The following is a 26,616-nucleotide window of genomic DNA, read 5'->3' on the forward strand; positions in this document are numbered from 1 at the left end:
AAATATATTTTTACTTTTTAATCATCGGCAATACCACTCGGCTAAGAAACTTTCCACCATGGTGAATAGAATTCGTAGCAACTACTCCTTCGCTTTCATTATAATTATTACCTCCGGTATTCATATTGCGATCGAATCTCGGGAAGTTTGAGCTCGTGATTTCAATTCGAATTCGATGTCCCTTATCGAAATAATTGGATGTACTCATAGGGGTCATTTTGATTTCGTAGACCTTCCCTTCTTCCATCCAAACCTCTTTATCATAGCCTTCGCGATAGCGAACACGTTGGATCGTTTCATCCAAGTTGTAAGCCGTTCCGTCTGGATAGACATCAATTAATTTGATTGTAACGTCAGTGTCTTTTACGTCTGAACTGAGGTATAGATAGGATTCAATAAATCCTGATACTTCGACCCCTTCTTCCAATGGCTCGGAGGTATAAACTAATATATCATCCCGCAATTCCATTTCTGATTGATCAAAAGCGCCTCCTTGGACGGCATTTCCGGTACAGCACACATTCCCTCCATAGGAAGGAACAGGATTCATCGGGTCATAGGTAAAGATGTCCTGATTTTCTTTTTTTGGAGCTTTTGAAACAAGTCTTCCATCTCCATTTCGGGTATTTGCATTTCCCTCTGAGTCCAAATAAAAGGAAGTCATAACTGCATCCTTTGGAGGCCAGACATCGGAAGACTGCCATTCGTTTGTACCCATGGTGAAGTAGGTGACCTTTGGTAATGCATCAATTGTCTGATTGGATTCTCCCTTGAGCCACTTGTCAAACCAAGCTGTGATTACTTCATCGTAATTCCAGCGCGCATCGCCCATACTTCGCTCACCAACTACTGTGTTTTCTGTTGCTCGAGTGTAGGAGCAATGCAAAACAGGCGCAATGACCAAGTATTGGTTATCTCTGGCCATTTGGCTGATGGCGTTTTGGCGCACATGATTGTACAAAGCAATATTTGGAGAAGAGGAGACATCATACCAAGACACAAACCACATGCTTGGCTTATCAAAAGGCATATCATCATGGTATAATCCGCCTTGATACCAGCGCGCATCATTTGGTTTCCGGGTGATCATTTCTTCATAGATTCCCTGAGGTCCATTTACATTTTTGATAATGTCCTGAACAGGTAAATGTGCCAATCCTTCCTTCCAATCCACTCGTGGATATTCTGGAGCCATATCATAAAATCGCTGAAGGCGTAGTAAGTCTTCTTGACTGATTCCTCTTCGCAGTTTAGGTGCCAAGGGATCATGTTGTGTGCCATAGAGCCATGCTGTAAAAAGCATTTGACCTGCTCCACCTCTATACCAGTTTCCTTGCTCAAAATATTCTCCAATTTGGCCTACGCCGGCACCATATCCCTGAGGAACCAAAGCTGCCAAAGCTGGGTGATTTAAGGAAGCGGCAGCCATTTGCCATTCAGCTGTGGAAGAACAGCCCAACAGGCCGATTTTGCCATTACTCCAGGCTTGTTTTGACATCCAATCAAAAGCATCATAACTATCCGTCAGAGGTGTGCCGAGAATATCCCATTCTCCTTCTGAGAAGAATCTTCCTCGTTCATTTTGAACGACATAGGCATAACCCTTTTTTACCCAATCCAGGGCAGTTTGGAGAGTACGGGTTCGCATTTCTCCATCTCCATAGGTATTGAAATTATATGGGGTCCGGGAGAATACAATAGGAACAGGTTGATCTGTTTTAGGCCGATAAATATCAGTTGCCAAACGAATACCATCTCGCATTGGCATCATGACCTTTTGATCGACGATGGCTACTTCCTCTAATTGATCCAGGATCGAAATTTCCTGGGCTTGAATTTGTAGCGTAAAGAGGAAAAACAAAAAGAGCACGAGCGCTCGAGGATTGAATCTATACATAAGATTAAATTTTGGACTGACTGAATTTACTTGAAAGCTTTAAAAGATTAGATAATGCTTTGAGATTTTCTTTTCCAAGTAAATTTTCCTTTCACTTTTCATTTCATGGATAAGCCTTAAATTTGCCCTCTCAAATTTTTAATTTGTAGCGAAACGAATGATGATGTCTGAGCTGAAAACGTGGGTTGAAATACCGAAAAACTCCGATTTTACAATTTACAACCTACCCTTTGGTGTTTTTAAAAATAAGCGCCTTAGTCCCAGAATTGGAATTGCAATTGGAGATAAAATTGTAGACTTGAGTGTATTGGATCAAGAGGGCTTCTTCTCGGATCTTTTCCTTCCTGAAGGAATATTTCTTCAGGATTCACTCAATGAACTCATTGCTTTAGGCAAAAACCAAACTCGAAAAATTCGAGAGCGGGTACAGGATTTATTGCTTACTGATAATGAGAAACTTCGTGATCATTCAATCCGAGGGAAAGTAATGGTCAACCGCAAGGAGGCCGAAATGCTTCTACCCGTCAAAATTGGTGATTATACAGATTTTTACAGCTCCATGGAACATGCCACTAATGTGGGTAAAATGTTCCGCGATCCCGAAAATGCCCTTTTGCCAAACTGGAAGCATTTGCCTGTTGGCTATCATGGTCGGGCATCTTCCATCATTCCTTCAGGGGTAAATATTCACAGACCAAAAGGTCAGTTTAAGGATCCTGATATGGAAAGCCCTTCTTTCGGACCTAGTAGAAGAATGGATTTCGAGCTGGAATTGGCATTTATCACCGGCAAACCAACCAAATTAGGCGACTCGGTTTCTACTGCCGAAGCAGAAGATTACATTTTTGGCTTTGTGCTATTTAATGACTGGTCTGCGCGTGATATTCAAGCATGGGAATATGTTCCCCTAGGACCTTTCTTGGGTAAAAACTTCGCTTCTTCCATTTCTCCTTGGGTAGTGACTTTGGAGGCTTTGGATTATTTCCGAGTGGAAGGACCAAAGCAAGACCCGGAAGTTTTGCCTTATCTACAGTGTGAAGGTGCTCATAGTTTTGATATTAATCTGGAGGCTTACATACAGCCTGAGGGAGCGAAGCAAGCGAGCCGAGTATGTCGCTCCAATTTCAAATACATGTATTGGAATATTGCCCAGCAATTGGCTCACCATACTGTCAATGGCTGTAATATCAATGTGGGCGATATGATGGCTTCGGGTACTATTTCCGGTCCAACGGAGGATTCATTTGGATCCATGTTGGAATTAAGTTGGAAAGGAAGTAAACCTGTCAAATTGGAAACAGGGGAGGAGCGGAAGTTTATTGAAGATGGGGATACTGTCATCATGAAAGGCTATGCCGAAAAAGATGGTGTCCGAGTTGGATTTGGTGAGGTAAGATCCAAACTACTTCCAGCGAAGTAAACAAGATATATTTTATTAAAAGAAAATTCCCTGAGCGTTAGCAATCAGGGATTTTTTTTGACTATGGTTAAATTTTTTTTATCTGGAATTCAGAAAGTTTAATAAGGGTAAATCAGTTTCCAATTATGTTATACAACGTGTACCTATGTAATAAATAAGGTCTCGTAATCTTTGGTTCAAAGTCAAAATAACCACATAGTTACATAGAAAACATAGCAAAAATCACCAATAATTAGGATGCTTAGGGTTTAGGTATTTGCTGTATTTCCTTCTCCAAAACGCTATGTGAGCTATGATTCTATGTGGTGAAAAAATTCTGATTTTGTTAAATCATCTCAGTTGCTAAAATTCCATACTTCTAAGAAATCAAATTAGTGTTTTCTACTTCCTAGATTCTAGAATTTCCAGCAATAACTCAGGTTCATCTGTGGTTATCTGATCAATCCCTTGATCCAATAGCCAATTCATAGTTTCGGGGTCATTGACAGTCCAGGAATTCGTGATAAGTCCATGCTCTCTTGCTTCCTGAATCCATTCAGGTTTCATTTTTAAAACCCGATAATTGTAGTCAAACCCATAAAATCCCGACTCCTTCAATTCAGCTGGAGATTTGTTTCCTGTGAGGTAGGAGATCTTAGCTTCGGGATCAGTCGCTATTGCTTTCAACCCGCCTTCATAGCTAAAGGTGATGTATTCTACCCAATCTTGCGCTTGAAGTTCATGAACCATCTTTACAACTAATTCACCGATTTTTTCACTTCGCTCTACGCTGATTTCAGAAGGCTTAAACTCCAAGATCAACTTAGTTTTTTGCTGCTTCATCCCTTCCTGAAGATACTCTTTAAGGGTAGGGATTTTTTCTCCATTCGGAAGTTTCTTGGTCAGAAGTTCTTCATAAGTTGCGTGCTCAATATCCATTCCTTCAAATTCCGCATCGTGATTGACTACCAAAACTTCATCAGCTGTCATCCAGACATCAAACTCAGAACCTTCGCAACCTAAACGAATGGCTTCGCGAAGGGAAGCGAGGGAGTTTTGAGGAAATGAATTCTTCTTCCAAGCTCCACGATGAGCAATCACTTTATTTTGAATAAAAGTCGACTGGGCAAGTGTGGAAAGAGAAAGTGAGAAAAGGAAAAACATGGTCAAGAGTAATCTTTGCATGAGAAATCGCTTGAGGTAAATAAGGTTGTTGATTTTTTAGTTATCGTCATGATTGGAGTCTTCGTTTTTATCCGAACCTGACATTTTATAGATCAGCCAGCCGATTCCAACCAGAAAGTGAAGTGCCAAGATAGATACGACTATAATTATTGTTGTATTGTCTTGCATGGGATTATTAGAAGGGGAAGAATTTAAAAATAAAAAAGCCAACCCGAAGGTTGGCTTGTTAAGTTTGGTTTATTGAAAACCGAATTTTTTCAATCCTTCATGGCTAATTTTTATTGCCTCCAATGGATCTAATCCAAAGGTGTTATCCTGCTCTACCAAATAGTAAACCATTCCTGATTTATCTTTTTCAGCCAGAATTCTGGCAAAATCAATATTTCCAGTTCCTACAGGAGCGAAGTTGCCTTCATCGTTCATATCTTTCACATGCCATGCTTTGAATCGGCCCGGATATTTTTCGAAATATGCTAAAGGATCAGCACCTGCTTTGGTAACCCAGAAAAGGTCCATCTGGTAATTCACATGAGCCGGATCTGTATTTTCTAAGATATAGTCAGTCAAGATAGTACCATCCTCCATAGGCTTAAATTCAAAGTCATGGTTGTGGTACAAAAGTTTCAGTCCTGCAGCACTGCACTTTTCACCAATGGTGGAAAGAATATTCACCAAATCTTCTTTGGTGCCTTTCATTCCCATACCATCTGGCCCGAAGGTAAACATACCCATAGGAGGGACGGGAATGACAAAGTATTCAAATCCGGCAGCCTTGGTTGCTGCGATTTGTTCATCTGCATTTTCCAAGGTCACACCGCCCATGTGGGTACTTTTTGGTTCAAGGCCAATAGATTCCAAGTAGCTCTTGAATTCAGCTGGCTCCATACCATAGAATTTTCCGTCAGCATAACCTGCAGCCTCAACATAAGCGTAGCCTGCATCTGCAACTTTTTGAAGGGTTCCTTTAGGGTCAGTACCCATCGCATCTCGTAAGGTGTATAGGGCCAAGCCTCCAAAATTAGAAGAAGTCATCTCGGTAGTTCCTGTCGTTTCTGTCGATTCAGTTGTCTCTGCGGGTTGTTGGCTGCAAGAAGCCAGCCCGACTGCCAATAAGGCGCTCAATAAGAAGGGGTATTTTTTCATAGTGATAAGCATTTGGTCACTAATTTACCCAAAAAAGGGATTTGAAGTGATTTTAACCTCATAAAGGATTCAATTATTATTTCTTCTTATGAAAATCCAAATAGGATTGGGAATAAGAAAATGACGATAGCAGACCAAATGAAATAAACTGGCAGGTAGGAGGAGATAACATTTCCTACTTGTTGTGTTTCAGTTCTTCCTTTGACTGCTAGAAGTAATTTTTTACCTACCAGAACTAGATGAATCATCATCAAAACATTGATTCCTAAAACAGCCATTCGGTTAGGAGTTAATCCCCATTCATTGATTCGGAATACAATGGCTGAAAGCGCAATGGCATTAACGATCAAAGTGACCAAAGACAAAAGCATTAGAATCCAGGTCCCGGATTTTTTACTTTTTTCATCAGAGCTTTCAGCAATGGAGAAAAAGATCAAAGCCATTACTCCGATTAATAGCAGATTGAAGAGAAGGAGAAATTCCCTGTCGTTGTAAGGATCTTTTCCAGAAAAGACAATTGCTCCAAGGTAAATGACCAGCATAACCAATACGATTGGGCTGAAAATCTTTGCGATGATAGGGGAAACTTTGTTGACCAATTGAGGATTGGTTTGAGTAAGGTGGGTAGCAAGAAGGGGGATAGCCGCTGCTCCGAAGATCCCTATATACTCCATGTAAAATTTCTCAATATTAATCCCGATCAAGCCAAATAAGCCAATAGTGATACCGGATAGAAGCATTCCGGATAGTACCAAGATTGCACCCATTACGACAGCATCTCCATTGAATCGAAGGAAAGCAAGTCGGCTTGTTAAGTCTTTTAGATTACCAGCACCATAGGTATAGCCCAAAATTGCCCAAAGAAGTAATGGTAAATGGATACAGGCTAGAATGAGCGTGTCACTTGATTCATCATTTGGTAAAATATTGATATAAAGTAGGGAAGCGACAAAGAGGGAGCCTACTGTAAGGATGGTTTTTGAGGTCAGTTTGTTGATCCAAATGAAGTATATGGAGACAAATGGAAAAACCATCAAGCCTAGGTTTTTTGCATAAAACAGGTCGTTTTCAATGGAGAAAATTTCCGGGAGTTTTGCATAAAGCCCAGCTAAAAGAGAAGCAATAATCACGACTCTCCAGTCTTTCAAACTTCCCCAATTGATGGCATCCGATTCATAATGCAGTCGGGTATGCCAAAATTCCGCCAGGCCACGATCTTGGATTTGGGGATACAATTCATCGAATTCTTTCTTGAATTCCGATTTGTTTTTGCGGTAGAGTTTTTCGAGTTCTGCCGGATTATCAAGGTTGCTTTGGAGTAGCTCTTTCATATCTGTGTGGGCTATGTGTTGAATAATTTACGAAGATTTGAAGGTTAATTAATGCCAGTGTCCGGTATAGTTGAAGACAAAGACAGAAGTCAACCAAAGGATAATAAAGTATAGTATACTGCTGAAAATGATTGCGATAAGTTTTTTGGCTCCATGGGGAAACCAGTGAAATCCCATGAAGTAAAAGAATATGGCTCCTGCTGAACCGCTCAGGGGAATGAGGGTGAGTGGGAGGTACATCCAGGGTTGGAAGATGTTTTCATTGGCCAAGGCAAGAAAAACCAACCAAACTGTAGGGAGAACAAGACCAAGAATTGCTGGAAGCAGTAGGTCTTTTATTCGAATTGGAGGATTGGAAGAAATTGGATTCATGATTTACGGGTTTGAAAGTACTTTGAAATTCAAAGTATATGAATAAATTTTTTTTAGCTTTTATTGGATTTGATCAAATTTTCAAGGAATTCTAGATGGGCCTCAAAAGCCTTTTTGCCATCCTTGGTGGCTTGGTAATTGGTTTGGGGTTTGCGACCCACAAAGGTTTTTTCAATCTGGATATACCCTTGGTTTTCCAGATTGCGTAGATGAGAGGCTAAATTTCCATCAGTGACCTCCAAGATTTCCTTGAAGGAATTAAAGTCATATTGCTCATTAGCCATCAGAATAGACATAATGCGCAATCGGACTATATTCTCAAAGGCCTTATCGTATTCTCCCTTCACCTTATCGATCGTATCGGTAATACATCATGGAGCCGTAGATTACATGTAGCAATCCAAAGCCTAAAGCCCAACATATCAATCCAAAATCAGGGAAAAAGGCTGCCAAAATCCCTAATAGTAATTGACCAATACCCAAGTTTCTTATTTCTCCTAGGGTAAAATGCGAAGCACTGATTAAGCCTAGTCCATAGAAAGTCAAGGTTGCAGGGGCGAGAAATTCATATGCGTTTTTATGAATTAAAGCGAAAGAGAAAAGCCCTCCGGCAATAACTGGGATGAATAGTGCAAGAAGAAACCGTTTGCTTGCTGGAGTCCAAAATTTCTGTGATTTCTTTTGGCTTTTGCTTTGGCTAAGCAGGTAGGCTGTTCCAATCGCCAAAACCAAAACCAATATAGCCACCACCAATAATTTGCTTTGCAAATCCGCGGTGGAGTTTATTTCTGAATCAAACCCTAATCCAGAACTTGGATAATAAACCCAATACCAGGCAATTCCGGCACCAAGAAATGCATAGATTCCTGCCAAAACTCCAGAAAGCCCACTGAGAGAAATGAAGCGTGTACTTCGCTCCATCATGGACTTGATTTCGGCTAATTCTTTTTCGGGATTTTTCATTTTAAAAGTACTTTGTAATGCAAAGTAAATTAATATTTTTGATTTTATATGGTTTGGGAAAAATTTTTAGAAAAATTTAGACAGAGAAAGATCTATAGAGAAACCCAAATATACTTTCAATGGAAAATTCATTTGATGCAATTGTAGTAGGTTCAGGAATTTCCGGTGGCTGGGCTGCAAAAGAATTGTGTGAAAAAGGACTCAAGACTTTGGTTTTGGAGAGGGGAAGGTCTGTAGTCCACAATAAAAATTATCCAACTGCTAACTTAAAACCATGGGAAATTCCACACCGGGGACGGGTTACTCAGGATTATTTAAAAGATAACCCATTGATAAGCAAGGCCGCAGGCTTTGGAGAAGAGACAAAACATTTTTTCATTCAAGACAAGGACCATCCGTATGTTCAAGAAAAACCATTTGATTGGATTCGTGGCTATCAAGTAGGTGGAAAGTCCCTTACATGGGGAAGAGCTACTCAGCGTTGGAGTGAGTTTGAATTCAAAGCTCCAGAATTACAGGGTTATGGGATGAATTGGCCAATTGGCTATGAAGATGTCGCGCCATGGTATTCCCATGTTGAGAAGTTTATCGGAGTTTGTGGGACTCGAGATGGAATTGTCGCTATGCCAGATGGGGAGTTTATGAGGCCTTTCGATTTCAATTGTGCTGAAAGCTATTTGAGTCAAAAAATTAAAGAGTATTATCCAGACCGACATATGGTTCACGCAAGATGGGCCCATTTGACCGATCCACAGGAGATTCATATACAGCAAGGAAGGGGGCAATGCCAAGCTAGGAATATGTGCATGCGTGGTTGTCCGTTTGGGGGGTATTTCAGTTCTGTTTCCTCGACTTTGCCTTGGGCTGATCGTACGGGAAATTTAACTATTCGTCCATATTCAGTAGTCCATTCGGTGATTTATGATGAAAAAACCGGAAAGGCTGGTGGGGTAAGGGTGATTGATGCGAATACCAAGGAAACCATTGAATTTAAAGCCAAAATTATTTTCCTGAATGCTTCAGCGTTGAATAGTGTGCTAATTATGCTCAATTCCAAATCCAATCGCTTTCCCAATGGCTTGGGGAATGATTATGATCTTTTGGGGAAATATGTAGCTTTTCATAACTACAGAGGTTGGGTTTCTGGAGAATTGGAAAAGTTTCAGGATAAGTATTATTTCGGTAGAAACCCCACTGAACCCATCATTGCTAATTTTCGGAATTTGGGTCAAAAAGATCCAAATCTAGATTTTGTAGGTGGTTATACCATTTTTTCGGGAGCATGGAGAGGAAGAGGGAAAGAAATGTCCAATCCGACTTTTGGGAAAGAGTTTAAAGAGGCTCAAAGTCAACCTGGAAATTGGCATGTGTATATGTATATGCAAGGGGAGACTATTCCCAAATCGGAAAATCATGTGAGGTTAAGTGAAAAAGAAGTGGATCCTTTTGGAATTCCGCAATTGGTGACCTCAGTGGGATATGATGAAAATGATGAAAAAATGTTGCAGGATTTTCTCTCTCAGGCTCAGGAGATGATGGAAAGGGCAGGAGTGAAAAATATAGAAATCAGCGATAGCGAGCAGGCGCCTGGCTTGGATATACATGAAATGGGAGGGGCTCGAATGGGAACTTCACCAGAAAATTCTTTGCTTAATTCCTGGAATCAAGTTCATGCCTGTAAAAATGTTTTTGTGACGGACGGAGCTTGTATGACGAGTACAGGTAACCAGAGTCCTTCACTTTTGTATATGGCTTTGACTGCAAGAGCTGCTAATTATGCAGCTGAAGAATTCAAAAAAGGAAATCTTTGAGTCATTTTCCGCAAAATAATGATGGATACTAAAAAAGCTCCCGAAGGAGCTTTATAGGTTTGAGAGAAAAATGCTTTAAAATAATCTTGGAGCGAATTGGCTTAGATAAACTCTCCAGTTTCTCCAAGTATGTCCGCCTTCACTTTCTACATATTCATAAGGCATTCCCATGGTGTCGAGTTTAGCTCTGTATTCTTTATTGGCATCGTACAAGAAATCTGTTTTTCCAATTGCTATCCAATAAAGCTTATAACCATTGTCCATTTGCTTTTGTAAGGTTTCGTCAAAATTACTGTAAACCTTACCCGTTGCATCTTCACGAGGCATTATTGCTGCAGAAAACAAGCCGATGTAATCAAAAGTATTCGGGTAGTACCTTGAGATGTGCAAAGTATGGAAGCCACCCATAGAAAGACCTGCGATAGCCCGGGACGCTTTATCTGCTTTTACGCGATAGTTGCCTTCCACAAATTTGATAATATCTTCGAAAGCTCCTTCGTAAGTTCCATCCATGGTTCTTGGTACCATAAACTGAGGCTTATAGTAGCCCATGCTTCCTTCTCCAGGAGCCCCATCTTGGATCACATTTCCATTCGGCATTACGACGATCATCGGCTTTGCTTTTCCTTCAGCGATCAGATTATCCATAATCTGTGCGGTTCGACCTAGCGAAATCCAAGCCTCCTCATCTCCGCCAGCTCCGTGCAATAGGTATAGAACAGGATATTTCTCATTGGATGTTTCGTAGCCGGGTGGGGTGTAAATAGTAATTCTACGATCCATTCCCAAGCCAGGAGAATCGTACCAGCGTCTTGCGACAGTGCCGTGAGGAATGTCATTGGTTTTGTAAAGTTCACCCTGACCTCCTCCAATGATAAAGATATTCGTGCTTGAGGCCACATCTCGGATCAAAAATGGATTGTTTGGATCAGTTGTCTTGAAACCATCGATAATAAAGGAGTAATTGTATAACTCAGGATTAAGAACCTCTGAGATAAAAGTCCAGACTCCCTGATCATTTTTTGTCATTTCCACCTTACCTGGGCCATCCATTTCACCCATTGGAGTTTTCATTTTTTCGGTTGGCAAAAAGTCTCCTGTGATCTCGACTTTCTCGGCATCAGGAGCCAGAAGTCTAAATGTGACGGTGTTGTTTGCATGGACTTCAGGTGAGATGATTTGCTGTCCTCCAAATAATGCTTCCTGTGAAAAGCCTAAAAGGCTGAATGATAGGAAGAAAAATGCGGATAGAAGTTGTTTCTTCATGTTAAAAGGGTTCTATTGTGTCAATATGTGAAAATAGAAAAAGGGCTTTTGAAAACCTAGAGAAATATTACAAAGCATTCTATGGATGATCAAAAGGTTAAGACAAATGCTATTTCTTCTATTCAAAATGAATTTTGTATTGTATTAAATAATTGTAATATTTCAATTTTTAGTTACAGCTTTAAAAGCCATATATTATTTAAAATCAGATAAGTATGATGATTTAATCAGGAAAAAATTATAACTTTTAGAACATTTACTCCCACAAATTTCAAAGAGATTAGTTTAGGCTATGCTTAATCTCTTTTCTGATTACACGAATCTTCTGCCATAGCCTTTTTGGATTCTTAAAAATCTAAATCACCTAGTAACAATTAATTTCTGACCACTTTAAGGAATTAAGGTGGTTTGAGATAAGGCCATAGCCAGAGCTTTATCCTTTCGATTTATTACTCATCTTAACCCCTTTACACTATGAAAACCCCAAAATCAAATACCAGAAGAGACTTTCTGAATTCAATTTTACTGAGTGGAGCTGCAGGCGGATTAGGAACTTTGATTTCACCTACTTTAGGATTCGCTGATTCATCTAAATCCTCGAAAATGCTCAATGAAGCCGAAGAATGGTTTAAAAAAATCAAAGGAGAACATCGAGTAGTATTTGATGGCTCAACCCCTCATGACGGTTTCCCGATAATTTGGAATTGGGCTTTCTATCTATCAAATAATCAAACTGGTTCGTTAGATGAAGATATTACAGCCATGTCTGTATTGAGGCATTCGGCAGTTCCATTTGCTCTTAAGTCAGAGCTATGGGAAAAGTATGAATTGGGTGCGTTTGTGGGTGTGAATGATCAGCTTACTAAAAAGCCTGCATTAAGAAATCCATATTATGAACCAAAAGAAGGAGATTTTCCTGTTCCAATAGTACAAGGGATCAAAGATCTTCAGTCAAGAGGTGCTTTGTTCTGTGTTTGTGATTTGGCTCTAAACGTTTATAGTGGAAATAAAGCAAACCAAATGGGAATGGATCCTGCGGTGGTATATGAAGAATGGAAGAATGGGGTTTTACCTGGGATTCAAATTGTACCATCTGGAGTTTGGGCTTTGCAACGGGCCCAAAAGCATGGTTGTGCTTACATATTCGCAGGTAATTGATTTGGTATTGTTAAAGTCAAATAATTAAATGCTTTTCAGGTTTGTCATCTTTTGGAGAGGCAAACCTGTTTCGTTTATTTTTTTCAATCTCTTCTTTAATACCTCAAACTTAGAAAGCGTATATTGAAGAGAAATCAAATCGTTTTTTACCTTTCTCTTATGTCAAAAAATATCCTGCTCTCACTTTTCCTTTTTCTACTAGGGATTCCAGCTTTTTCCCAATATCAAATCATAACTGGAGGTTGGGTTTATGATACCGATACGAAAAACTTCAAAAAGAATTCGGCCATCTATTTGGTCAATGGGAAGTTTGGAACAGGAAGTGAGAATGTGATGAATTGGGATGTGAAAAAGCTATCGGATGATGATTATATCCTTCCGGGTTTGATTGATCTACATGCTCATTATCGTGTCAGTTTTGAAGGTAAGGCTTACGATGATACGCTTGCCATGCCGAAGATTTTTCTGGCAAATGGGGTGACGAGTACTTTTCCGGCTGGAGAAATTGAGCCGGAAAAAATGTGGGATTTGCAGAAAAAAATTGATGCTGGCCAAATTCCAGGACCTAGGATTCTTCACTCAGGGCCCTATTTTGGAACGGCTGCTCCGGATTGGAATCCTGAAATTTCCGATGCTGAAATCCGTCAGCGTGTGGATTATTGGGCGAATCGGGGAGCTTATGGTTTCAAGGCAAAGGGAATTACAAGTGAACAATTGAAAGTTCTAATTGATCAGGCGCATAAGCATGATTTAACTGTCACCGGCCATTTGAATTCAGGCTATAGAAATTCGGTCAATCCTCAGGAAGCTATCCAAATGGGAATCGACCGGGTAGAGCATTTTCTGGGAGGGAGATTGCTTGCTGATTCCATTGATGCGTATCAAAGCTTGAAAAAGCTCGATCCAGCCGATCCCATGTTAAATGAAATTATTCAGCTCTATATCGATAATGGGGTTTATTTCGATGCAACGTTGGCAACTTATGGCGCGATCGGAATGATTGATTCTCCTATCTTTTTTGATTTTGCCATTGAAAATGAATATTTCACGGATTTCACCAAGGACATCATCAAATCAAAAAACACTCCATCTGCATTCAATGAACTTTGCGCCTTGATTTATCCAGTCAAGCAGGGAACTCTGAAGCGGTATTATGAGGCTGGCGGTTTGATTACAGTTGGGACTGACAGACCCTTATTATTGGATAATTATCTAGGCGGAGGGATTGGTGGTTTTTTTATGCATCGAGAATTGGCTGCCATGGTTGAGATCGGGATTCCTCCGGGCGAAGTCATCTATTTTGCTACCCAGCAAAATGCAGAAGCCTTAGGAATTGCAGATAAAGCAGGAAGTATTAGTCCAGGAAAATGGGCGGATATGATGATTATCCGTGGCAATCCTATCGAAGATATCAATCGAACCCGAAGTGTTCACACAGTTGTAAAAGACGGGAAATTTTATTCTTCCCATGATTTGAAAAATGCCGCTAAAGGGAAGTTGGGGCCTTCAGTTGAGGAAGTTCCGGATGAAATTCAGTGAAAAGCCCGCTCAAAGGATTCCCAAAAATCCTTCTCCATTTTCTCAGTATTAATTCTGCTATGAATTTTTACTTTTCTTCTGGTATTCTCCTCGGGAGTCCAAAATTCTTCCACTTTGCTCCATTCCGGGTGGATTAAGGCTTCAATAATGGCTACATCCCACATGATCCAACGCTCTTTCCCGGGGTCTTCATTTGTCCACCATCGGGTGTAGCTTTCCCATCGGTTAATCAAGTAATCCCCTAGTTCGGATTTCCCTCTAAGCTGCTGATCAACTTTTTCCTTATCAAAAACCAAATGCTGACTAGTTGTGGCAGACATAATGGTCAAGTCCAATTCAGGCGTATCAAAAATTACATTGACTGCTAGCGTATCGTTCCCGGAATTGAATTCCTTCTTGTTGAAGTTGTTGGTTTCTGGATCATGCCATATACCCAGATAATGAACCTTGATTTTCGGTATGATGCTAGGTTCTTGAAGGATGGCCGAGGCCACGTTTGTACAGCTGCCAAGAATAACTAGATTCAACTTTTCATCTCCTTCCATTTTGAGAGCCTGCTCAATAATAAAATCAGAGGCAGGGGATCGCTGAGGTTCAGAGTTTGATTTTAAAGGGAAGTTTGAACCTATGGGTAATGGAATTTCTTGTCGGTTTGCCAGCTCTATCAAGCGCTCATTAATCGTTTGACTTTCCTTGACTGTAGAATCACTCGCAAATGGAGATATATGGAATTGTGCAGATGTAATCCCTTTGATATCCAATTTCTCATCTGCTAAAGCCCTAGCTAAGGCAAAAAGATCATCCACCTCATTGGCTGTGTCTGCATCGATGATTACCGGGATTTTTTCTTCCTGAGAAATGGGGGTAAAGAAAGAGGGTTCTAGAAATGTCAAAAAGGAGAAAAGATAAAACAAAGTCATAAATGAGGTGATAGACGGTTTTGGACCCAAAACTACAAAAGAGGATTCGGTCCAGTCAACTGCTGAAATTCCTATTCCGGTTTAATTGTTTTCATTCTTCAATCCCTATTTGTCAATCCCCACCATCCACGGTATCTTTGTCCATTCATTTTAACGTCGAAGCCGTGGCAAATAAAACCGTCAAAGTAGGTATGGTCCAGCTCAGTTGCTCTGGGAATGTGGCCGAAAATATGGAGAAAACTATTGCAGGTATCCGTACAGCTGCTCAAAAAGGGGCACAGGTGGTAGTTTTACAGGAACTTTTTAGATCCCTCTACTTCTGCGATGTGGAGGATTATGAAAACTTCAAATTAGCGGAAGCCATTCCTGGTCCTTCTACCGATGCACTGGGTGTTTTAGCTAAGGAGCTAGGTGTAGTAATTGTAGCTTCCCTATTTGAAAAACGAGCTGAGGGTCTATATCACAATACCACAGCTGTTTTAGATGCAGATGGAAGCTATTTGGGCAAATACCGAAAAATGCATATTCCGGATGATCCTGGATATTATGAGAAGTTTTATTTCACCCCTGGCGATTTAGGATATAAAGTGTTCCCAACAAAGTTTGGAAAAATAGGTGTGTTGATTTGCTGGGATCAGTGGTATCCCGAGGCGGCTCGGATTACTGCTTTGAAAGGTGCTGACTTTTTGGTTTACCCCACTGCCATCGGCTGGCACAAGGATCAGGACGAATTGACCAATGAGGAACAATATGGAGCTTGGCAGACTATTCAAAGATCCCATGCAGTAGCCAATGGGATTCCTGTAGTTTCTGTTAATCGTACCGGTGTGGAAGGGGAGATGCAGTTTTGGGGAGGATCTTTTGTGGCCAATCCATTCGGGAGAGTGGTTTACAAAGCTCCTCATTTGGAAGAAGAAATTCACGTGGAGGAATTGGATTTGACAGGTTCGGATCGTTATCGAACTCACTGGCCTTTTTTACGGGATCGAAGAATTGATTCCTACGATCCTATTACCAAGCGTTTCCTTGACGAAGACTAATTGATGAAAGATTTATTTGAATTGGCAAAAAGTGGGGAAGTTACCCCTGCTGAACTGGGTTATTATTTTCCTGCTGAATTTGCTCCACAGGAATCCATGTGGTTGAGTTGGCCGCATAAGGAAGAGTCATGGCCTGGAAAAATCGAAAAGATTTTTTCACCCTATTCTCAATTTGTAAAAGCAGTGGCCAATGCTCAGAAAGTCAATATTAATGTAGGAAGCGAGGAGATGAAAGCCTTAGCTACCAAGCATTTGGAAGCAGCTGGAGCCAATTTGAAAAATGTAAATTTTCATCTATTTCCCACCAATGATGCTTGGTGTAGAGATCATGGCCCGGCCTTTTTGATCAATCCGAAAGCCGAGCAGAAAAGGGTTGTTGTCAAGTGGAATTACAATGCCTGGGGTGATAAATATCCTCCTTATGATCTGGATAATCAGATTCCAATTCGAATTGCTGAGGAGTTGGGACTTCCCTGCTTTAAGCCGGGTATAGTCATGGAAGGCGGTTCAGTGGAATTTAATGGAAAAGGAACGCTACTGACCTCGACCGCTTGCTTGCTCAACAAAAACCGAAATCCACATCTCAATCAATCTCAGATTGAGAAATACCTCTGTGATTACTATGGAGTTCAAAATATTTTATGGGTAGGGGATGGGATTATTGGAGACGATACGGACGGGCATATTGATGACATCACCCGCTTTGTGAATGAAGACACCGTGGTGACTGTGATCGAGGAAAACAAGGCTGATGAAAACCACGAAATCTTGGCCGAAAATCTGGAATTGCTCAAAAAAATGCGCCTTGAAAACGGCAAGCAACTGAACATTGTGGAGCTACCTATGCCAGGTCCGGTGATTTGGGAAGATCAGCGACTTCCGGCTTCCTATGCCAATTTCTACATTGGAAATGAAGTGGTGGTGGTACCGACTTTTCGGGATAAAAATGATCAGAAAGCCTTGGATATCCTCACGGATTGTTTTCCTGGACGTAGCGTGATCGGAATCGATAGTACAGATATCATCTGGGGATTGGGGAGTTTTCACTGCTTGAGTCAGCAGGAACCGGCGGTTCAGTAGGCAGTATTCAGTAAACAGTAAGCAGTAAGCAGTGTGCAATGGTCAACGTTTTTTAGGCATTGACCCAAACAAACTGCCTACTGAAAACTGCCTACTGCCTAATCACTCTTCCGTCCTCCATTTCAATAATTCGGTCTGTTCCCTCAGCGAATTCTTGATCGTGGGTTACTACAAGCATGGTTTGCTTGAATTCTTGTGCAAGTTCCTTAAACTTGTTGAAGACAATATCAGAGTTTTTCTTGTCCAGATTTCCTGTAGGTTCATCTCCCATGATCAGCAAAGGGTCATTGATCAAGGCTCGGGCGATGGCTACCCGCTGTTTTTGACCTCCGGAAAGCTGATTAGCTTTTTTTAGGGCATGCTCTTCCATTTCAAAAATCCGAAGTTTTTCCATCGCTCGATATTCCAATTCCTCTCTAGAATATTTTCCCAACTTTAGACCTGGAATCATGATGTTTTCCAGTACCGAAAATTCATTCAATAGGTAATGAAACTGGAAGACAAAGCCGATTTTTTCGTTTCTGAGATGGGCAAGGTAATTTCTAGGTTTGCCAGTAATCAATTCCCCGTCCATATGGAGCTTGCCTTGGTAATCGGTGTCCATAGTAGAAAGAATATAGAGAAGGGTAGATTTACCACACCCGGATTTTCCTACTACTGAGACAAATTCCCCCTGTTTCACCTCAAAACTTACCTTTTTGAGAACTTGAGTTTTGGTGGGGTTGAAGAAAAATTTATCAACCCCTTCTGCTTGTAATGCCGTTGGATGATGATTTTTCATTTTCCTCGAATAATGTCCACTGGATCTACACCGCTAGCTTTTCTGGCAGGGAAAAATCCTGCTAAATAGGTTGTAATTAAACTGAAGCTTGCTCCTATAAAATAGTACTTGGGATTATAATCCACCGGGAATGTTTTGATGGTGGGCAAAGCTTCCGTCTCAAAAGGAATCTGATCTATTCCCAGGCAGGCAAAATATCCAAATACCAATCCTATACCACCACCAATCACACCTATCGAAAGAGCAATGGTAATGAAAATCCGGTTTACGTCCGAACCGTTAAATCCGATTGCCTTTAGAATGGCAATGGTATCCAGTTTTTCATAAATCATCATATTGAGGATGTTGTAGATACCGAAGCCGGAAACAACTAAGAGGGTAATCCCAACCGCATAGCTAATCAAAGTTCGGATATTGGTACCGGTTTCAAATTGGGCATTTACAGTTTGGATGTCGTCTGCATCAATATTGTAAATCTTTTCAAGTTCACGAGCCATGGAAGGAGCCAAATCCAAATTGTGAAGCTTAACCTGAATATCCGTAACATAGGAGGGAGGTTCGCCAAGCATTTTTTGTACCGTACCAATGGAAGCAAAGCTATTGCTGTTATCATAATCGCCTAGCCCTGACTGATAATAGCCGACGACCCTAACTTGCATCTTATTTCCCTGAGCTGTGGTAATTTGAATCACATCACCTATCCCTGTCAGCATTCGGTCGGCAAGGCCTTTCCCCAAAATAATGGTATTGGTTTGATTCAATTCTTCATAATTACCTGCCGTGATATAATCAGTAAAGGCAAAAAGCTGTGCTTCTTTTTGCACATCTATCCCGCTTACAATTCCTGTCAAATCGATCGTGCCAACGTTGAAAAACACCTGTGCAGAAACCTTTGGACTTACACCCAAAACCCGTTGGTCATTCTCCAAATTTTGGATGATTTGTTCTGAATTGTAAATCGCTAGACGGCTTGTACTTGGTTTGATGGATCGGATGATATTCCAGGTATTTTGAAATTCGTCGGTTATGTCAACCGGTTGATTGGGATTAGGCTTGATTTCGTTGTAAAATCGGATATGGGGCGTTCTATTAAGGACTAAGCCATCCAACATCGAATTAAGTCCATTCATAAATCCCAGTAACGTCACAAACATGGTGATACTGAACATCACCCCAGTAGCTGCAACCGCCGTCTGTTTGAATCGGGCCAGCATGAGGGCTTTGGACAACTCAAGAATCAAAGACCATTTCATCTTTACGGGATTTGCTTATTAATGGTCCATTGGCTCAAACCATGATTAGATATATTCCAGCTTTTCCTCATCCTTGGCTTCACGGTTTGATCAATTGTTGGTCTTGGTTTAATCCTTCCAGGATTTGAGCGAATTCAAAATTTTTCAAACCAACCTTTACTACAATGGTGTCGCCCTCTTCCAAAATTACTTTTTCATCATTCAAGAGGTAGTTTCTCGGAATTACCAGAGCATTTTCAACTTGAGCTGTGATGATGTTGGCCTCCAAACTCAAGTTGGGGTAAAGGACAGGGGGAGATTTGGTGAATACAGCTTCCACCGTGAAGCTTTTGGACTGCGTATCCATCAACGGATAGATTTTCGTGACCTTTCCTTCGAAAGTCTGATCGACATAACTATCCATTCGGATAATCACAAGCTGATCTAAGGCAATTTTTGAAATGTCATATTCATCAACCAACAACTCCATGATGAAGTCTTTTTCATCACCCAAAACAGCCACGACCGTTTGTGGTCCCACCATTTCTCCTTGCTCTTTGGGAAGTGCATAAACCTTTCCGTGAATCTTACTTTTTACCACAAATTCACTTTCCAAAACCCGACTGATTGCCAAGTTTTTGGAAGCGCTTTTGGAATTGTATTCGATTTCACGTTTGAGGTCTCCGTAACGGATTAAAGCTGATTCGTAATTGTTTTTTGAATTTTCATAGGTCAACTTACGCTGCTCGAATTCCACTTCTGTTCCAATATTTTGCTCCCAAAGTTTTTTTTGTCTTGCGTAAAGGAGGGAGTCGTTTTGAAATTTGCTTTTCGCCAAGTCAATGGCAAGTTGAAGTTCACGAAGCTTGGATTGATTTTCTTGATAATCAGCAAAAGCCTGAGCCAATTCAGCATTTTCCCGAGACAATCTTTCACGTTCATTATACACTGCCAAAATGGGGTCTCCTTCATTGACGACATCGCCTTCTTTCACGAAAATTTCCTGAATAGGACCTGTACCGATTGCATAGGCTTCATATTGATTGACTGCTTTGATATTGCCTGATGCATACACCGATTCAGTGATAGACTGAATTTGGGGACTGATGGCAGTTTCTTCGGAATTGCTGCAGGAAAAAAAAGCAAAGCCTAGAAAAAATCCCAAGATGAAATGGATTCTGTAGTTCATGTGCTAGAAAGAATCAATGATCAAATAAAAACCTATGCGGTTGGTTTTTTTATGATAATTGTCAACTTAGCAACAATAATTTCCCCAAACAAAGATTCCGACTCCAAGTTATTTTTTCAATTCTGTGATTATGAAAAACTATTTATTGATCCTGTTCATCTTTCTGGAATCCTGCGCATTTCGATCTGTAGTACGGGATAAAGAGATTCCTTACATCGAAACCGAGAATTCTTGGGAATTACCTCAAAAGGAATTGAATGTTTTTGCTCCAAAAAGAGCGGATAACCTACCTGTTTTGATTTTTATCCATGGAGGTAGTTGGAATAAAGGCAGAAAAGAGATCTATGACTTTTTGGGAAATCGAATGGCTAGAAGGGAAGTGGTGACTGTCATTATTGATTATCCACTTGCACCTGAATATCAAGTCGACAAAATGGAGCAGGCCGTGCTTTTGGCTGTGAAATGGGTTGAAGAAAATATATCAGAATATGGAGGAGATCCCAATCAGATTTTCATTTCCGGACATTCGGCAGGAGGTCATTTAGCGGCATTGGCAGCAGTAAAAAATGAATCATGGCAGGCGATGAATTTATCTAATCCTTTGAAAGGTGCCATTTTGAACGATCCGGCTGGATTGGATTGGTATTGGTTTTTAGAAGAAATGCGTGATCGACCAAATGGAACGGACAATTACGATGCTTTTACTGATAATTCTGAGGTTTGGAAAGCTTATTCCCCTATTTATTATTTAAAGGGAAATGAAATCCCCATGCTTTTGATGGAAGGAGAGAAAACCTATCCTGGGATTCGTTTGACAGTTGAGCGATTCCGAAAGGTGGCTGATGAAAAAGGTACTGATTTAACTTATTCCTTTTATCCTAAAACCAAACATATTCCGATGATTACCCAGTATTTCTGGACTTGGAAAAAGGGTTACGATGATGTTTTGGGTTTTATCCAAACTCAGTCAGATGGCAGTCTACGTACAAGTTCCTCGGGAGTCAATACAGGCAAGTAATTATTGGATAATTTGAGAAAATCCTTCTCTGAGGTAACTATGGCTTCGATTTGATGATATTTGCAAATGGAATAATGGATGCTGTCTTCGATATCCAAATGATCTAATTCTAATGCGTTGATTACATCCAATTTATCTCCATCAAGAAAATCAAAGATTTGGCAACAAATACGAGCGATTCCTTTTGTCGTTTCGTAATCTTTCGCCTGTGCTAAATAATAGATACAGGTTTGAATTACACTTATACTTATAAACCCTTGGATTTGACCGTTCTCTAACTTTTCAAAAAGTTGATTGATTAAGGGCTGTATTGGACTTCTTTCCAAGAAAAAATCTAAAACCACATTTACATCAAAGAAGATCTTCATAGCCTAATTTCTTTGCTTTAGCTTTGTAGTATTCTTCCTTCCAATCAAAATCTTCAGGAAACTCAATTTTGGATTTTGGCAGCGACCGCATATACTCCACGAGGGACATTCCTTCAGGAAGTCCGGTTTTTCGGCTGACTAGCTTTTCGAAATGCTCTTCTACCAAACTTGAAATGCTGGTTTCCTCTTTGGCTGCATACTGCTTGATTTTCTCAAGTAGCTTTTCATCGATGGTAATGTTTAAGCGCTTCTTCATGGTATGCGTATTTTTTTCTAATTATACGCATAATTAACTTTTTATGCAAAAAGTTCAAAATCAATCAGTTGTGGCTTAACTTGGATCCACATCAATTATCCACCGGACGGATCGAAACTCTGACCTAGCCTGCAGTTCTTCTAAGATTTCTGCTAACCTTTTTTTAAACTCCTGTTGGGTTGCACCGGAACGGTCTAGTTTGATCAAACTCTCAAATTGGTATTGGTTTTTGATCCTCCCTATCAAAGCTCTTTCAGGTCCGAGAACAATCTTTTTCACAGCAATTTGAGCCATTTCCCGGTGCAGGGCTATTGCAGCTTTTTCTGCAGTTTTGAAATCAGCGTGGCGCGTGGTGATTTTGATTAGTTTGACAAAGGGAGGATAATAGAACTGCTTTCTTTCAGCCATTTCTACCCGGAAAAAATTCTTGTAATCTCCTGCTATGACCTTGGCGTAAATGTCTTGTTCTGGATTTCGGGTTTGGATTACGACTTGGCCTTTTACAGATCGTCTTCCTGCTCTTCCTGCCACTTGGGTAATTTGCTGAAAAGCACGCTCTCCAGCTCTGAAATCAGGGAAATTCAGAATCCGATCTCCATCCCAAATACCAACCACTGTCACTCTTCCAAAATCCAATCCTTTGGTAATCATTTGGGTTCCCACCAAAATATCAATTTGACCTGCTCCAAATTCATCCAATATCCGTTGGTAGCCATATTTATTTCGGGTGGTGTCCAAATCCATTCGGCCTAATCTTGCTTCAGGGAAAAGCAAACTCAAGGATTCCTCGATACGTTCCGTTCCCATTCCTTTGGTTGAAAGTTGGGTGCTACCGCAAGCAGGGCAGGAGGTTGGCACTTTTTCCTTGTAGCCGCAATAATGACATCGCAATTCCTCAGAAAACTGGTGGTATGTCAAGCTAACGTCACATTGTACACATTCTGCCGTCCAACCGCAATCTTCACATTGTACATAGGGAGAATAACCTCTCCGGTTTTGATAGATTAGAATTTGCTCGTTTTTATCAAGCGCTTCCTGAATCTTCTCCCGCAAAAGCCTAGTCGAATCTACCTTGAGTAAGTTCTTCCTTCGATCAGCCCCTAAATCAGCCAAATAAAATTCCGGTAACTGAGCATCTCCAAAGCGCTGATGTAGTTCAACGTGTCCATATTTTCCTTGTTGGGCATTAAAATAGGATTCAAAAGAAGGAGTAGCGGAACCCAAAAGAGTTTTTGCCTGATGAAAATATCCCAGCATAATAGCAGCATCCCGGGCATGGAACCGTGGCGCTGGATCAAATTGCTTATAGCTGGATTCATGCTCTTCATCCACGATGATCAACCCCAGGGAATCAAAAGGCAGAAATAGGGATGAGCGCACACCCACCACAAAAGAGAATCGCCCACTCAAAACCCCATTCCAAACTTCTACACGTTCATTATCTGAGTATTTGGAGTGATAGACGCCCATTTGCGAACCAAATACTTCCTGAAGCCGACTTACAATTTGAGTAGTCAAAGCGATTTCAGGAAGTAAAAGCAAGACCTGAGAACCGCTTTCCAAAACTTCCTGAATGAGCCGAATGTAGATTTCAGTTTTTCCACTTCCCGTAATTCCATGAATTAAGACCGTCTGCTTTTCCTCAAATTGAGACTTGATGGAATCTACAGCTTCTTGTTGTATAGGGGAAAGTTCAGAGGCAGTCCGCTCGGGTTGTATTTCTTCCAATCGATTGACCACAACCTTGAAGGACTCGAATACACCATTTTTGATCAATGTTTTCAAGGAACTTTCAGAATCCCCTTCCTCCAATAAGGTGCTTTTATCCAGTCCTTTTTCGTTCAATTCCGGTTTTTGGAAAACAGGGACATTCCGTAGGTATTTTAGTAGAATGGACTCCTGTTTTACTTTTCCGCTAAGTTGGGCGAAGAGCTCCTCAAGTGCTTCTTTGTTTTGAGCCAAATTAGAGCGAAGCCGGATTCTGGTTTCAATTTTAGGAGTATATTTTTCCTGAACCTTTTCAAAAATTAAAATCGCCTCTTTGGTAACCAAACTTTTGAGAATGGGGTGAATGGTTTTGATCCCCAACACTTTCTCGCAGTCATCATAGCTCAGCTCGGATTGATTTTCCAAGGCATCCAAAATCTTTTCTTCCCGCTCATCCAGTGGATAAGGGCTATTTTCTTTATCAAAATTTGGATTGACTTGAATTCGTGATTCGCTTGATAATCGGAGTCCTGAGGGAAGTGCGGCATGCATGACTTCACCAATGTGGCAGCAGTAGTACTCCGCCATCCAAGCCCAAAATCGAATTTGAAGTGGGTTGACTGAAGGCTGATGGTCCAATACCTCCAAAATTGCTTTTGCTTCATAAGCTTGTGGAGGCTTGTTGTGGACCTTCCCGATGATTCCGGTAAGAATTTTTTTTCGGCCAAACTGGACAATTACCCGTGCCCCAATTTGAATTTCCGAATACAGGTTTCTTGGGATTTTATAGGTGAACATTCGGGGAATGGGCACCGGTAAAATCACATCTGCAAAAGAAAATTCAGGTTGGCTTTCAGGTAATTCTTTTTCTTCAAAAAGGCTCAGCACAGAATCAATTCAATTTGGGTAATTGCGAAATGGCATCTTCAACCTGCGAGACCGGTCTTCGGCATGCATGATCGAAGCAGACATAAATTAAGGCATTTCCCGTCGAATCGGGAGTTTTCCCTTGTAAAATTGGGGCATTTTCTGTCACTTCCTCATTCCAGGCAACTACCAGATTGGATGGAGCTTTTCGAAGCAACTCCAAAGCCTTTTCTTTAGCCCCGATTCCAATAATTCCGATTTCCGCAGTCGGGACAACTTGCTCCAATAAAAGACTTGCCCAATTACTCAAGAATCCCGGATCCTTGAGGATCAAATCCTTCATTTTGCTAAGCATGGCCTTCGATATCTCAGCATACTTTTCATTGTAAGTAAGCAAAGAAAGTTTGTGAAGATTTCGAGCCATGATTGAATTTGAAGCCGGAATGACATTGTCAAAAAGCTCCTTTTTATTCGCGATCAATTTTTCAGCCTTGGGATCATTGAAGAAGAAAAACCCTTCATTTTCATCATAAAAGTGACCCATGCAAAATGCCGTTAAATCCTCTCCAAATTTTAGATAGGTAATATTTCCACTGACTTCAAAAGCCGTCAAGGATGCTTTGATAACAGCCGCATAATCTTCCAAAAAAGCAGGGGTATAGGTCGAACCGTTTTTGTAAGTGCGATGCAAAACCCCATCGATAATCATATGTTCCCGGATGAAGTCCAAATTGTTTAAGGCTAAATCAATAGCTTTTTCATTTCCAGTAGCCAAATAGGCTTGAATTAATCCTGAGGACATTAATCCATTCCAGCCAGCTATAATTTTATCGTCTTTACCAGGGAAAATCCGCTGATTTCTAACTTCTAAAAGAGTGGCTTTTACTTCAGCTAGTTTTCCCAAGAGTTCATCCTTGGACATTTTGAATTCCCTTGCCACGGATTCATAATCTGAGGTCTGAAACAAAATATTCACTCCATCTTCCCAATTTCCGTGAATTTTGAGGTTGTAAAGTTTGCGCAACCAAGGCAACTCATCGCCAACTAATTGTTCCAATTCGGAATATCGCCAAGTGTAAAATTTTCCTTCAACGCCTTCACTATCTGCATCTTGAGCTGCGTGAAATCCTCCTTTTTCATCAAGCATTTCTGCTTGTAGCCATTGAATGGTTTCTTCAATTTTTTCCAGAAAAAAGCCGTCTTTACTCAGTTGATAGGCTTTGGAATACAATTCCAAAAGTTGCCCGTTATCATAGAGCATTTTTTCAAAGTGAGGAGCAAACCATTCCCCATCCACAGAATAGCGGGCAAATCCTCCTCGGACATGGTCATAAATTCCTCCCATTCCGATCTTTTTCAATGTGAAATAGACCGCTTCTTTTAAATCTTTGCGTTTGCTGATCTGGGCATAGTCCAGCACAAAATTCCAGATAACCGGCATGGGGAATTTTGGAATACGGTTCATTCCTCCCCATTCTTTGTCAAATTGAGAATTGAGCTTGGTGATGATTTCTACCAAATCATCGGCACTCGCTTCTTCATCACTCGCAACTATTCCATATTTCTCGATTTCGGACCGATTCAATGATCGCCCAAATCCTTCTGCACTTTCGGCTAATTGATCAGCATGGTTTTTAAAGGCATTGCCAATATTAGCGAGCAGGCGTGTCCATTGTTCATTTTTGAAATAGGTGCCTCCATAAAAAGGCTTTTGATTGGGCATTAAAAAGACATTCAGTGGCCAGCCACCCTGCAAGCCCATAGCCTGCACCGCGTCCATGTAAATATTATCCAAATCGGGTCGTTCTTCCCGATCGATTTTGATGCAGACAAAATACTCATTCATCAACTCCGCAGTAACCTCATCCTCAAAGCTTTCACGTTCCATTACATGACACCAATGGCAGGCGGAATAGCCGATAGAGACCAAGATGGGCTTGTTTTCGACTTCTGCTTTTTTCAGAGCTTCTGGTCCCCAAGGATACCAATCAACTGGATTGTGGGCATGTTGTAAAAGGTAGGGGCTTTGGCTATGGATGAGACGATTAGGCATAGTTATGAGGTTGTAAAGTTGAAAAGAATGAAAAAGAACTT

23 protein-coding genes are annotated in these 26,616 nt (G+C 40.8%); 7 read left to right on the plus strand and 16 right to left on the minus strand.

Annotated features, from left to right (window positions below; all coding sequences use genetic code 11):
* Window positions 1-10: 10 nt before the first annotated feature.
* On the minus strand, window positions 11-1,897 hold the full coding sequence (locus NY014_RS00225) for a CocE/NonD family hydrolase (protein ID WP_259412518.1): 1,887 nt from the start codon (window positions 1,895-1,897) through the stop codon (window positions 11-13).
* 157 nt (window positions 1,898-2,054) lie between these two features.
* Between NY014_RS00225 and fahA the strand changes: the two genes are divergently transcribed.
* Window positions 2,055-3,317: a fumarylacetoacetase gene (fahA, locus tag NY014_RS00230; RefSeq protein ID WP_435520604.1), complete on the plus strand. Its 1,263-nt coding sequence runs from the start codon at window positions 2,055-2,057 to the stop codon at window positions 3,315-3,317.
* 381 nt (window positions 3,318-3,698) lie between these two features.
* On the opposite strand, the gene NY014_RS00235 is transcribed toward fahA, so the two are convergent.
* The 6 genes from NY014_RS00235 to NY014_RS00260 form a co-directional block, all read right to left on the minus strand.
* A complete protein-coding gene (locus NY014_RS00235) occupies window positions 3,699-4,481 on the minus strand; it encodes a glycerophosphodiester phosphodiesterase (protein ID WP_259412520.1) in 783 nt (260 codons plus the stop codon).
* A gap of 237 nt (window positions 4,482-4,718) precedes the next feature.
* On the minus strand, window positions 4,719-5,624 hold the full coding sequence (locus tag NY014_RS00240) for a sugar phosphate isomerase/epimerase family protein (RefSeq protein WP_259412521.1): 906 nt from the start codon (window positions 5,622-5,624) through the stop codon (window positions 4,719-4,721).
* Between the two features lie 86 nt (window positions 5,625-5,710).
* Window positions 5,711-6,955: a DUF4153 domain-containing protein gene (locus NY014_RS00245; protein WP_259412522.1), complete on the minus strand. Its 1,245-nt coding sequence runs from the start codon at window positions 6,953-6,955 to the stop codon at window positions 5,711-5,713.
* A 48-nt stretch (window positions 6,956-7,003) separates the two neighbouring features.
* Window positions 7,004-7,327: a hypothetical protein gene (locus NY014_RS00250; RefSeq protein WP_259412523.1), complete on the minus strand. Its 324-nt coding sequence runs from the start codon at window positions 7,325-7,327 to the stop codon at window positions 7,004-7,006.
* Window positions 7,328-7,380: 53 nt separating this feature from the next.
* The gene (locus tag NY014_RS00255; RefSeq protein ID WP_237563094.1) at window positions 7,381-7,674 is read right to left on the minus strand and encodes a winged helix-turn-helix domain-containing protein; all 294 of its coding nucleotides are present in this window, start codon (window positions 7,672-7,674) and stop codon (window positions 7,381-7,383) included.
* Window position 7,675: 1 nt separating this feature from the next.
* A complete protein-coding gene (locus NY014_RS00260) occupies window positions 7,676-8,290 on the minus strand; it encodes a hypothetical protein (protein WP_259412524.1) in 615 nt (204 codons plus the stop codon).
* Window positions 8,291-8,409: 119 nt separating this feature from the next.
* Between NY014_RS00260 and NY014_RS00265 the strand changes: the two genes are divergently transcribed.
* Entirely contained in the window at window positions 8,410-10,101 is a 1,692-nt protein-coding gene (locus NY014_RS00265; protein WP_259412525.1) for a GMC oxidoreductase, read from the plus strand.
* Between the two features lie 75 nt (window positions 10,102-10,176).
* Here NY014_RS00265 and NY014_RS00270 read toward each other — a convergent pair whose 3' ends face one another.
* Window positions 10,177-11,367, minus strand: a complete 1,191-nt coding sequence (locus NY014_RS00270) for an esterase (protein WP_259412526.1) — start codon at window positions 11,365-11,367, stop codon at window positions 10,177-10,179.
* A gap of 474 nt (window positions 11,368-11,841) precedes the next feature.
* Here NY014_RS00270 and NY014_RS00275 point away from each other — a divergent pair, with 474 nt between their 5' ends.
* Both NY014_RS00275 and NY014_RS00280 read left to right on the plus strand, forming a co-directional pair.
* Window positions 11,842-12,525 carry a Tat (twin-arginine translocation) pathway signal sequence containing protein gene (locus NY014_RS00275; RefSeq protein ID WP_259412527.1) on the plus strand — a complete coding sequence of 228 codons (684 nt, stop codon included), beginning with the start codon at window positions 11,842-11,844 and terminating at the stop codon, window positions 12,523-12,525.
* Between the two features lie 159 nt (window positions 12,526-12,684).
* On the plus strand, window positions 12,685-14,064 hold the full coding sequence (locus NY014_RS00280; RefSeq protein WP_259412528.1) for an amidohydrolase family protein: 1,380 nt from the start codon (window positions 12,685-12,687) through the stop codon (window positions 14,062-14,064).
* On the opposite strand, the gene NY014_RS00285 is transcribed toward NY014_RS00280, so the two are convergent.
* Window positions 14,058-14,984: a nucleoside hydrolase gene (locus tag NY014_RS00285; protein WP_259412529.1), complete on the minus strand. Its 927-nt coding sequence runs from the start codon at window positions 14,982-14,984 to the stop codon at window positions 14,058-14,060. The genes NY014_RS00280 and NY014_RS00285 overlap by 7 nt on opposite strands.
* 191 nt (window positions 14,985-15,175) lie before the next feature.
* On the opposite strand from NY014_RS00285, the gene NY014_RS00290 reads away from it, so the two are divergent.
* Window positions 15,176-16,024 carry a carbon-nitrogen hydrolase gene (locus NY014_RS00290; RefSeq protein WP_259414110.1) on the plus strand — a complete coding sequence of 283 codons (849 nt, stop codon included), beginning with the start codon at window positions 15,176-15,178 and terminating at the stop codon, window positions 16,022-16,024.
* Window positions 16,025-16,027: 3 nt separating this feature from the next.
* Window positions 16,028-17,104 carry an agmatine deiminase family protein gene (locus NY014_RS00295; protein WP_259412530.1) on the plus strand — a complete coding sequence of 359 codons (1,077 nt, stop codon included), beginning with the start codon at window positions 16,028-16,030 and terminating at the stop codon, window positions 17,102-17,104.
* A 91-nt stretch (window positions 17,105-17,195) separates the two neighbouring features.
* On the opposite strand, the gene NY014_RS00300 is transcribed toward NY014_RS00295, so the two are convergent.
* From NY014_RS00300 to NY014_RS00310, 3 genes are all read right to left on the minus strand, one after another.
* A complete protein-coding gene (locus tag NY014_RS00300) occupies window positions 17,196-17,885 on the minus strand; it encodes an ABC transporter ATP-binding protein (RefSeq protein WP_259412531.1) in 690 nt (229 codons plus the stop codon).
* Complete coding sequence (locus NY014_RS00305) at window positions 17,882-19,138, minus strand: ABC transporter permease (protein ID WP_259412532.1); 1,257 nt, start codon at window positions 19,136-19,138, stop codon at window positions 17,882-17,884. Before NY014_RS00305 ends, NY014_RS00300 begins: the two co-directional genes overlap by 4 nt.
* 79 nt (window positions 19,139-19,217) lie before the next feature.
* On the minus strand, window positions 19,218-20,306 hold the full coding sequence (locus tag NY014_RS00310) for an efflux RND transporter periplasmic adaptor subunit (RefSeq protein WP_259412533.1): 1,089 nt from the start codon (window positions 20,304-20,306) through the stop codon (window positions 19,218-19,220).
* A 130-nt stretch (window positions 20,307-20,436) separates the two neighbouring features.
* Between NY014_RS00310 and NY014_RS00315 the strand changes: the two genes are divergently transcribed.
* Window positions 20,437-21,324: an alpha/beta hydrolase gene (locus NY014_RS00315; protein WP_259412534.1), complete on the plus strand. Its 888-nt coding sequence runs from the start codon at window positions 20,437-20,439 to the stop codon at window positions 21,322-21,324.
* On the opposite strand, the gene NY014_RS00320 is transcribed toward NY014_RS00315, so the two are convergent.
* From NY014_RS00320 to NY014_RS00335, 4 genes are all read right to left on the minus strand, one after another.
* Window positions 21,270-21,692, minus strand: a complete 423-nt coding sequence (locus NY014_RS00320; RefSeq protein ID WP_259412535.1) for a type II toxin-antitoxin system VapC family toxin — start codon at window positions 21,690-21,692, stop codon at window positions 21,270-21,272. The genes NY014_RS00315 and NY014_RS00320 overlap by 55 nt on opposite strands.
* The gene (locus NY014_RS00325; RefSeq protein ID WP_135069173.1) at window positions 21,676-21,948 is read right to left on the minus strand and encodes a DUF6364 family protein; all 273 of its coding nucleotides are present in this window, start codon (window positions 21,946-21,948) and stop codon (window positions 21,676-21,678) included. Before NY014_RS00325 ends, NY014_RS00320 begins: the two co-directional genes overlap by 17 nt.
* Before the next feature lie 75 nt (window positions 21,949-22,023).
* On the minus strand, window positions 22,024-24,543 hold the full coding sequence (gene priA, locus NY014_RS00330; protein WP_259412536.1) for a replication restart helicase PriA: 2,520 nt from the start codon (window positions 24,541-24,543) through the stop codon (window positions 22,024-22,026).
* Between the two features lie 4 nt (window positions 24,544-24,547).
* Complete coding sequence (locus tag NY014_RS00335) at window positions 24,548-26,575, minus strand: thioredoxin domain-containing protein (RefSeq protein WP_259412537.1); 2,028 nt, start codon at window positions 26,573-26,575, stop codon at window positions 24,548-24,550.
* Between the last annotated feature and the right edge of the window lie 41 nt (window positions 26,576-26,616).

The sequence above is a fragment of the Algoriphagus limi genome (genome assembly GCF_024919275.1).
In the GTDB taxonomy this organism is placed as follows: domain Bacteria; phylum Bacteroidota; class Bacteroidia; order Cytophagales; family Cyclobacteriaceae; genus Algoriphagus; species Algoriphagus limi.

Bases quoted from the DNA above. Each gene is read 5' to 3' on its own strand.
- NY014_RS00225 (WP_259412518.1), bottom strand. From the start codon at position 1,897: ATGTATAGATTCAATCCTCGAGCGCTCGTGCTCTTTTTGTTTTTCCTC.
- fahA (WP_435520604.1), top strand. From the start codon at position 2,055: ATGATGATGTCTGAGCTGAAAACGTGGGTTGAAATACCGAAAAACTCC.
- NY014_RS00235 (WP_259412520.1), bottom strand. From the start codon at position 4,481: ATGCAAAGATTACTCTTGACCATGTTTTTCCTTTTCTCACTTTCTCTT.
- NY014_RS00240 (WP_259412521.1), bottom strand. From the start codon at position 5,624: ATGAAAAAATACCCCTTCTTATTGAGCGCCTTATTGGCAGTCGGGCTG.
- NY014_RS00245 (WP_259412522.1), bottom strand. From the start codon at position 6,955: ATGAAAGAGCTACTCCAAAGCAACCTTGATAATCCGGCAGAACTCGAA.
- NY014_RS00250 (WP_259412523.1), bottom strand. From the start codon at position 7,327: ATGAATCCAATTTCTTCCAATCCTCCAATTCGAATAAAAGACCTACTG.
- NY014_RS00260 (WP_259412524.1), bottom strand. From the start codon at position 8,290: ATGAAAAATCCCGAAAAAGAATTAGCCGAAATCAAGTCCATGATGGAG.
- NY014_RS00265 (WP_259412525.1), top strand. From the start codon at position 8,410: ATGGAAAATTCATTTGATGCAATTGTAGTAGGTTCAGGAATTTCCGGT.
- NY014_RS00270 (WP_259412526.1), bottom strand. From the start codon at position 11,367: ATGAAGAAACAACTTCTATCCGCATTTTTCTTCCTATCATTCAGCCTT.
- NY014_RS00275 (WP_259412527.1), top strand. From the start codon at position 11,842: ATGAAAACCCCAAAATCAAATACCAGAAGAGACTTTCTGAATTCAATT.
- NY014_RS00280 (WP_259412528.1), top strand. From the start codon at position 12,685: ATGTCAAAAAATATCCTGCTCTCACTTTTCCTTTTTCTACTAGGGATT.
- NY014_RS00285 (WP_259412529.1), bottom strand. From the start codon at position 14,984: ATGACTTTGTTTTATCTTTTCTCCTTTTTGACATTTCTAGAACCCTCT.
- NY014_RS00290 (WP_259414110.1), top strand. From the start codon at position 15,176: ATGGTCCAGCTCAGTTGCTCTGGGAATGTGGCCGAAAATATGGAGAAA.
- NY014_RS00295 (WP_259412530.1), top strand. From the start codon at position 16,028: ATGAAAGATTTATTTGAATTGGCAAAAAGTGGGGAAGTTACCCCTGCT.
- NY014_RS00300 (WP_259412531.1), bottom strand. From the start codon at position 17,885: ATGAAAAATCATCATCCAACGGCATTACAAGCAGAAGGGGTTGATAAA.
- NY014_RS00305 (WP_259412532.1), bottom strand. From the start codon at position 19,138: ATGAAATGGTCTTTGATTCTTGAGTTGTCCAAAGCCCTCATGCTGGCC.
- NY014_RS00310 (WP_259412533.1), bottom strand. From the start codon at position 20,306: ATGAACTACAGAATCCATTTCATCTTGGGATTTTTTCTAGGCTTTGCT.
- NY014_RS00315 (WP_259412534.1), top strand. From the start codon at position 20,437: ATGAAAAACTATTTATTGATCCTGTTCATCTTTCTGGAATCCTGCGCA.
- NY014_RS00320 (WP_259412535.1), bottom strand. From the start codon at position 21,692: ATGAAGATCTTCTTTGATGTAAATGTGGTTTTAGATTTTTTCTTGGAA.
- NY014_RS00325 (WP_135069173.1), bottom strand. From the start codon at position 21,948: ATGAAGAAGCGCTTAAACATTACCATCGATGAAAAGCTACTTGAGAAA.
- NY014_RS00335 (WP_259412537.1), bottom strand. From the start codon at position 26,575: ATGCCTAATCGTCTCATCCATAGCCAAAGCCCCTACCTTTTACAACAT.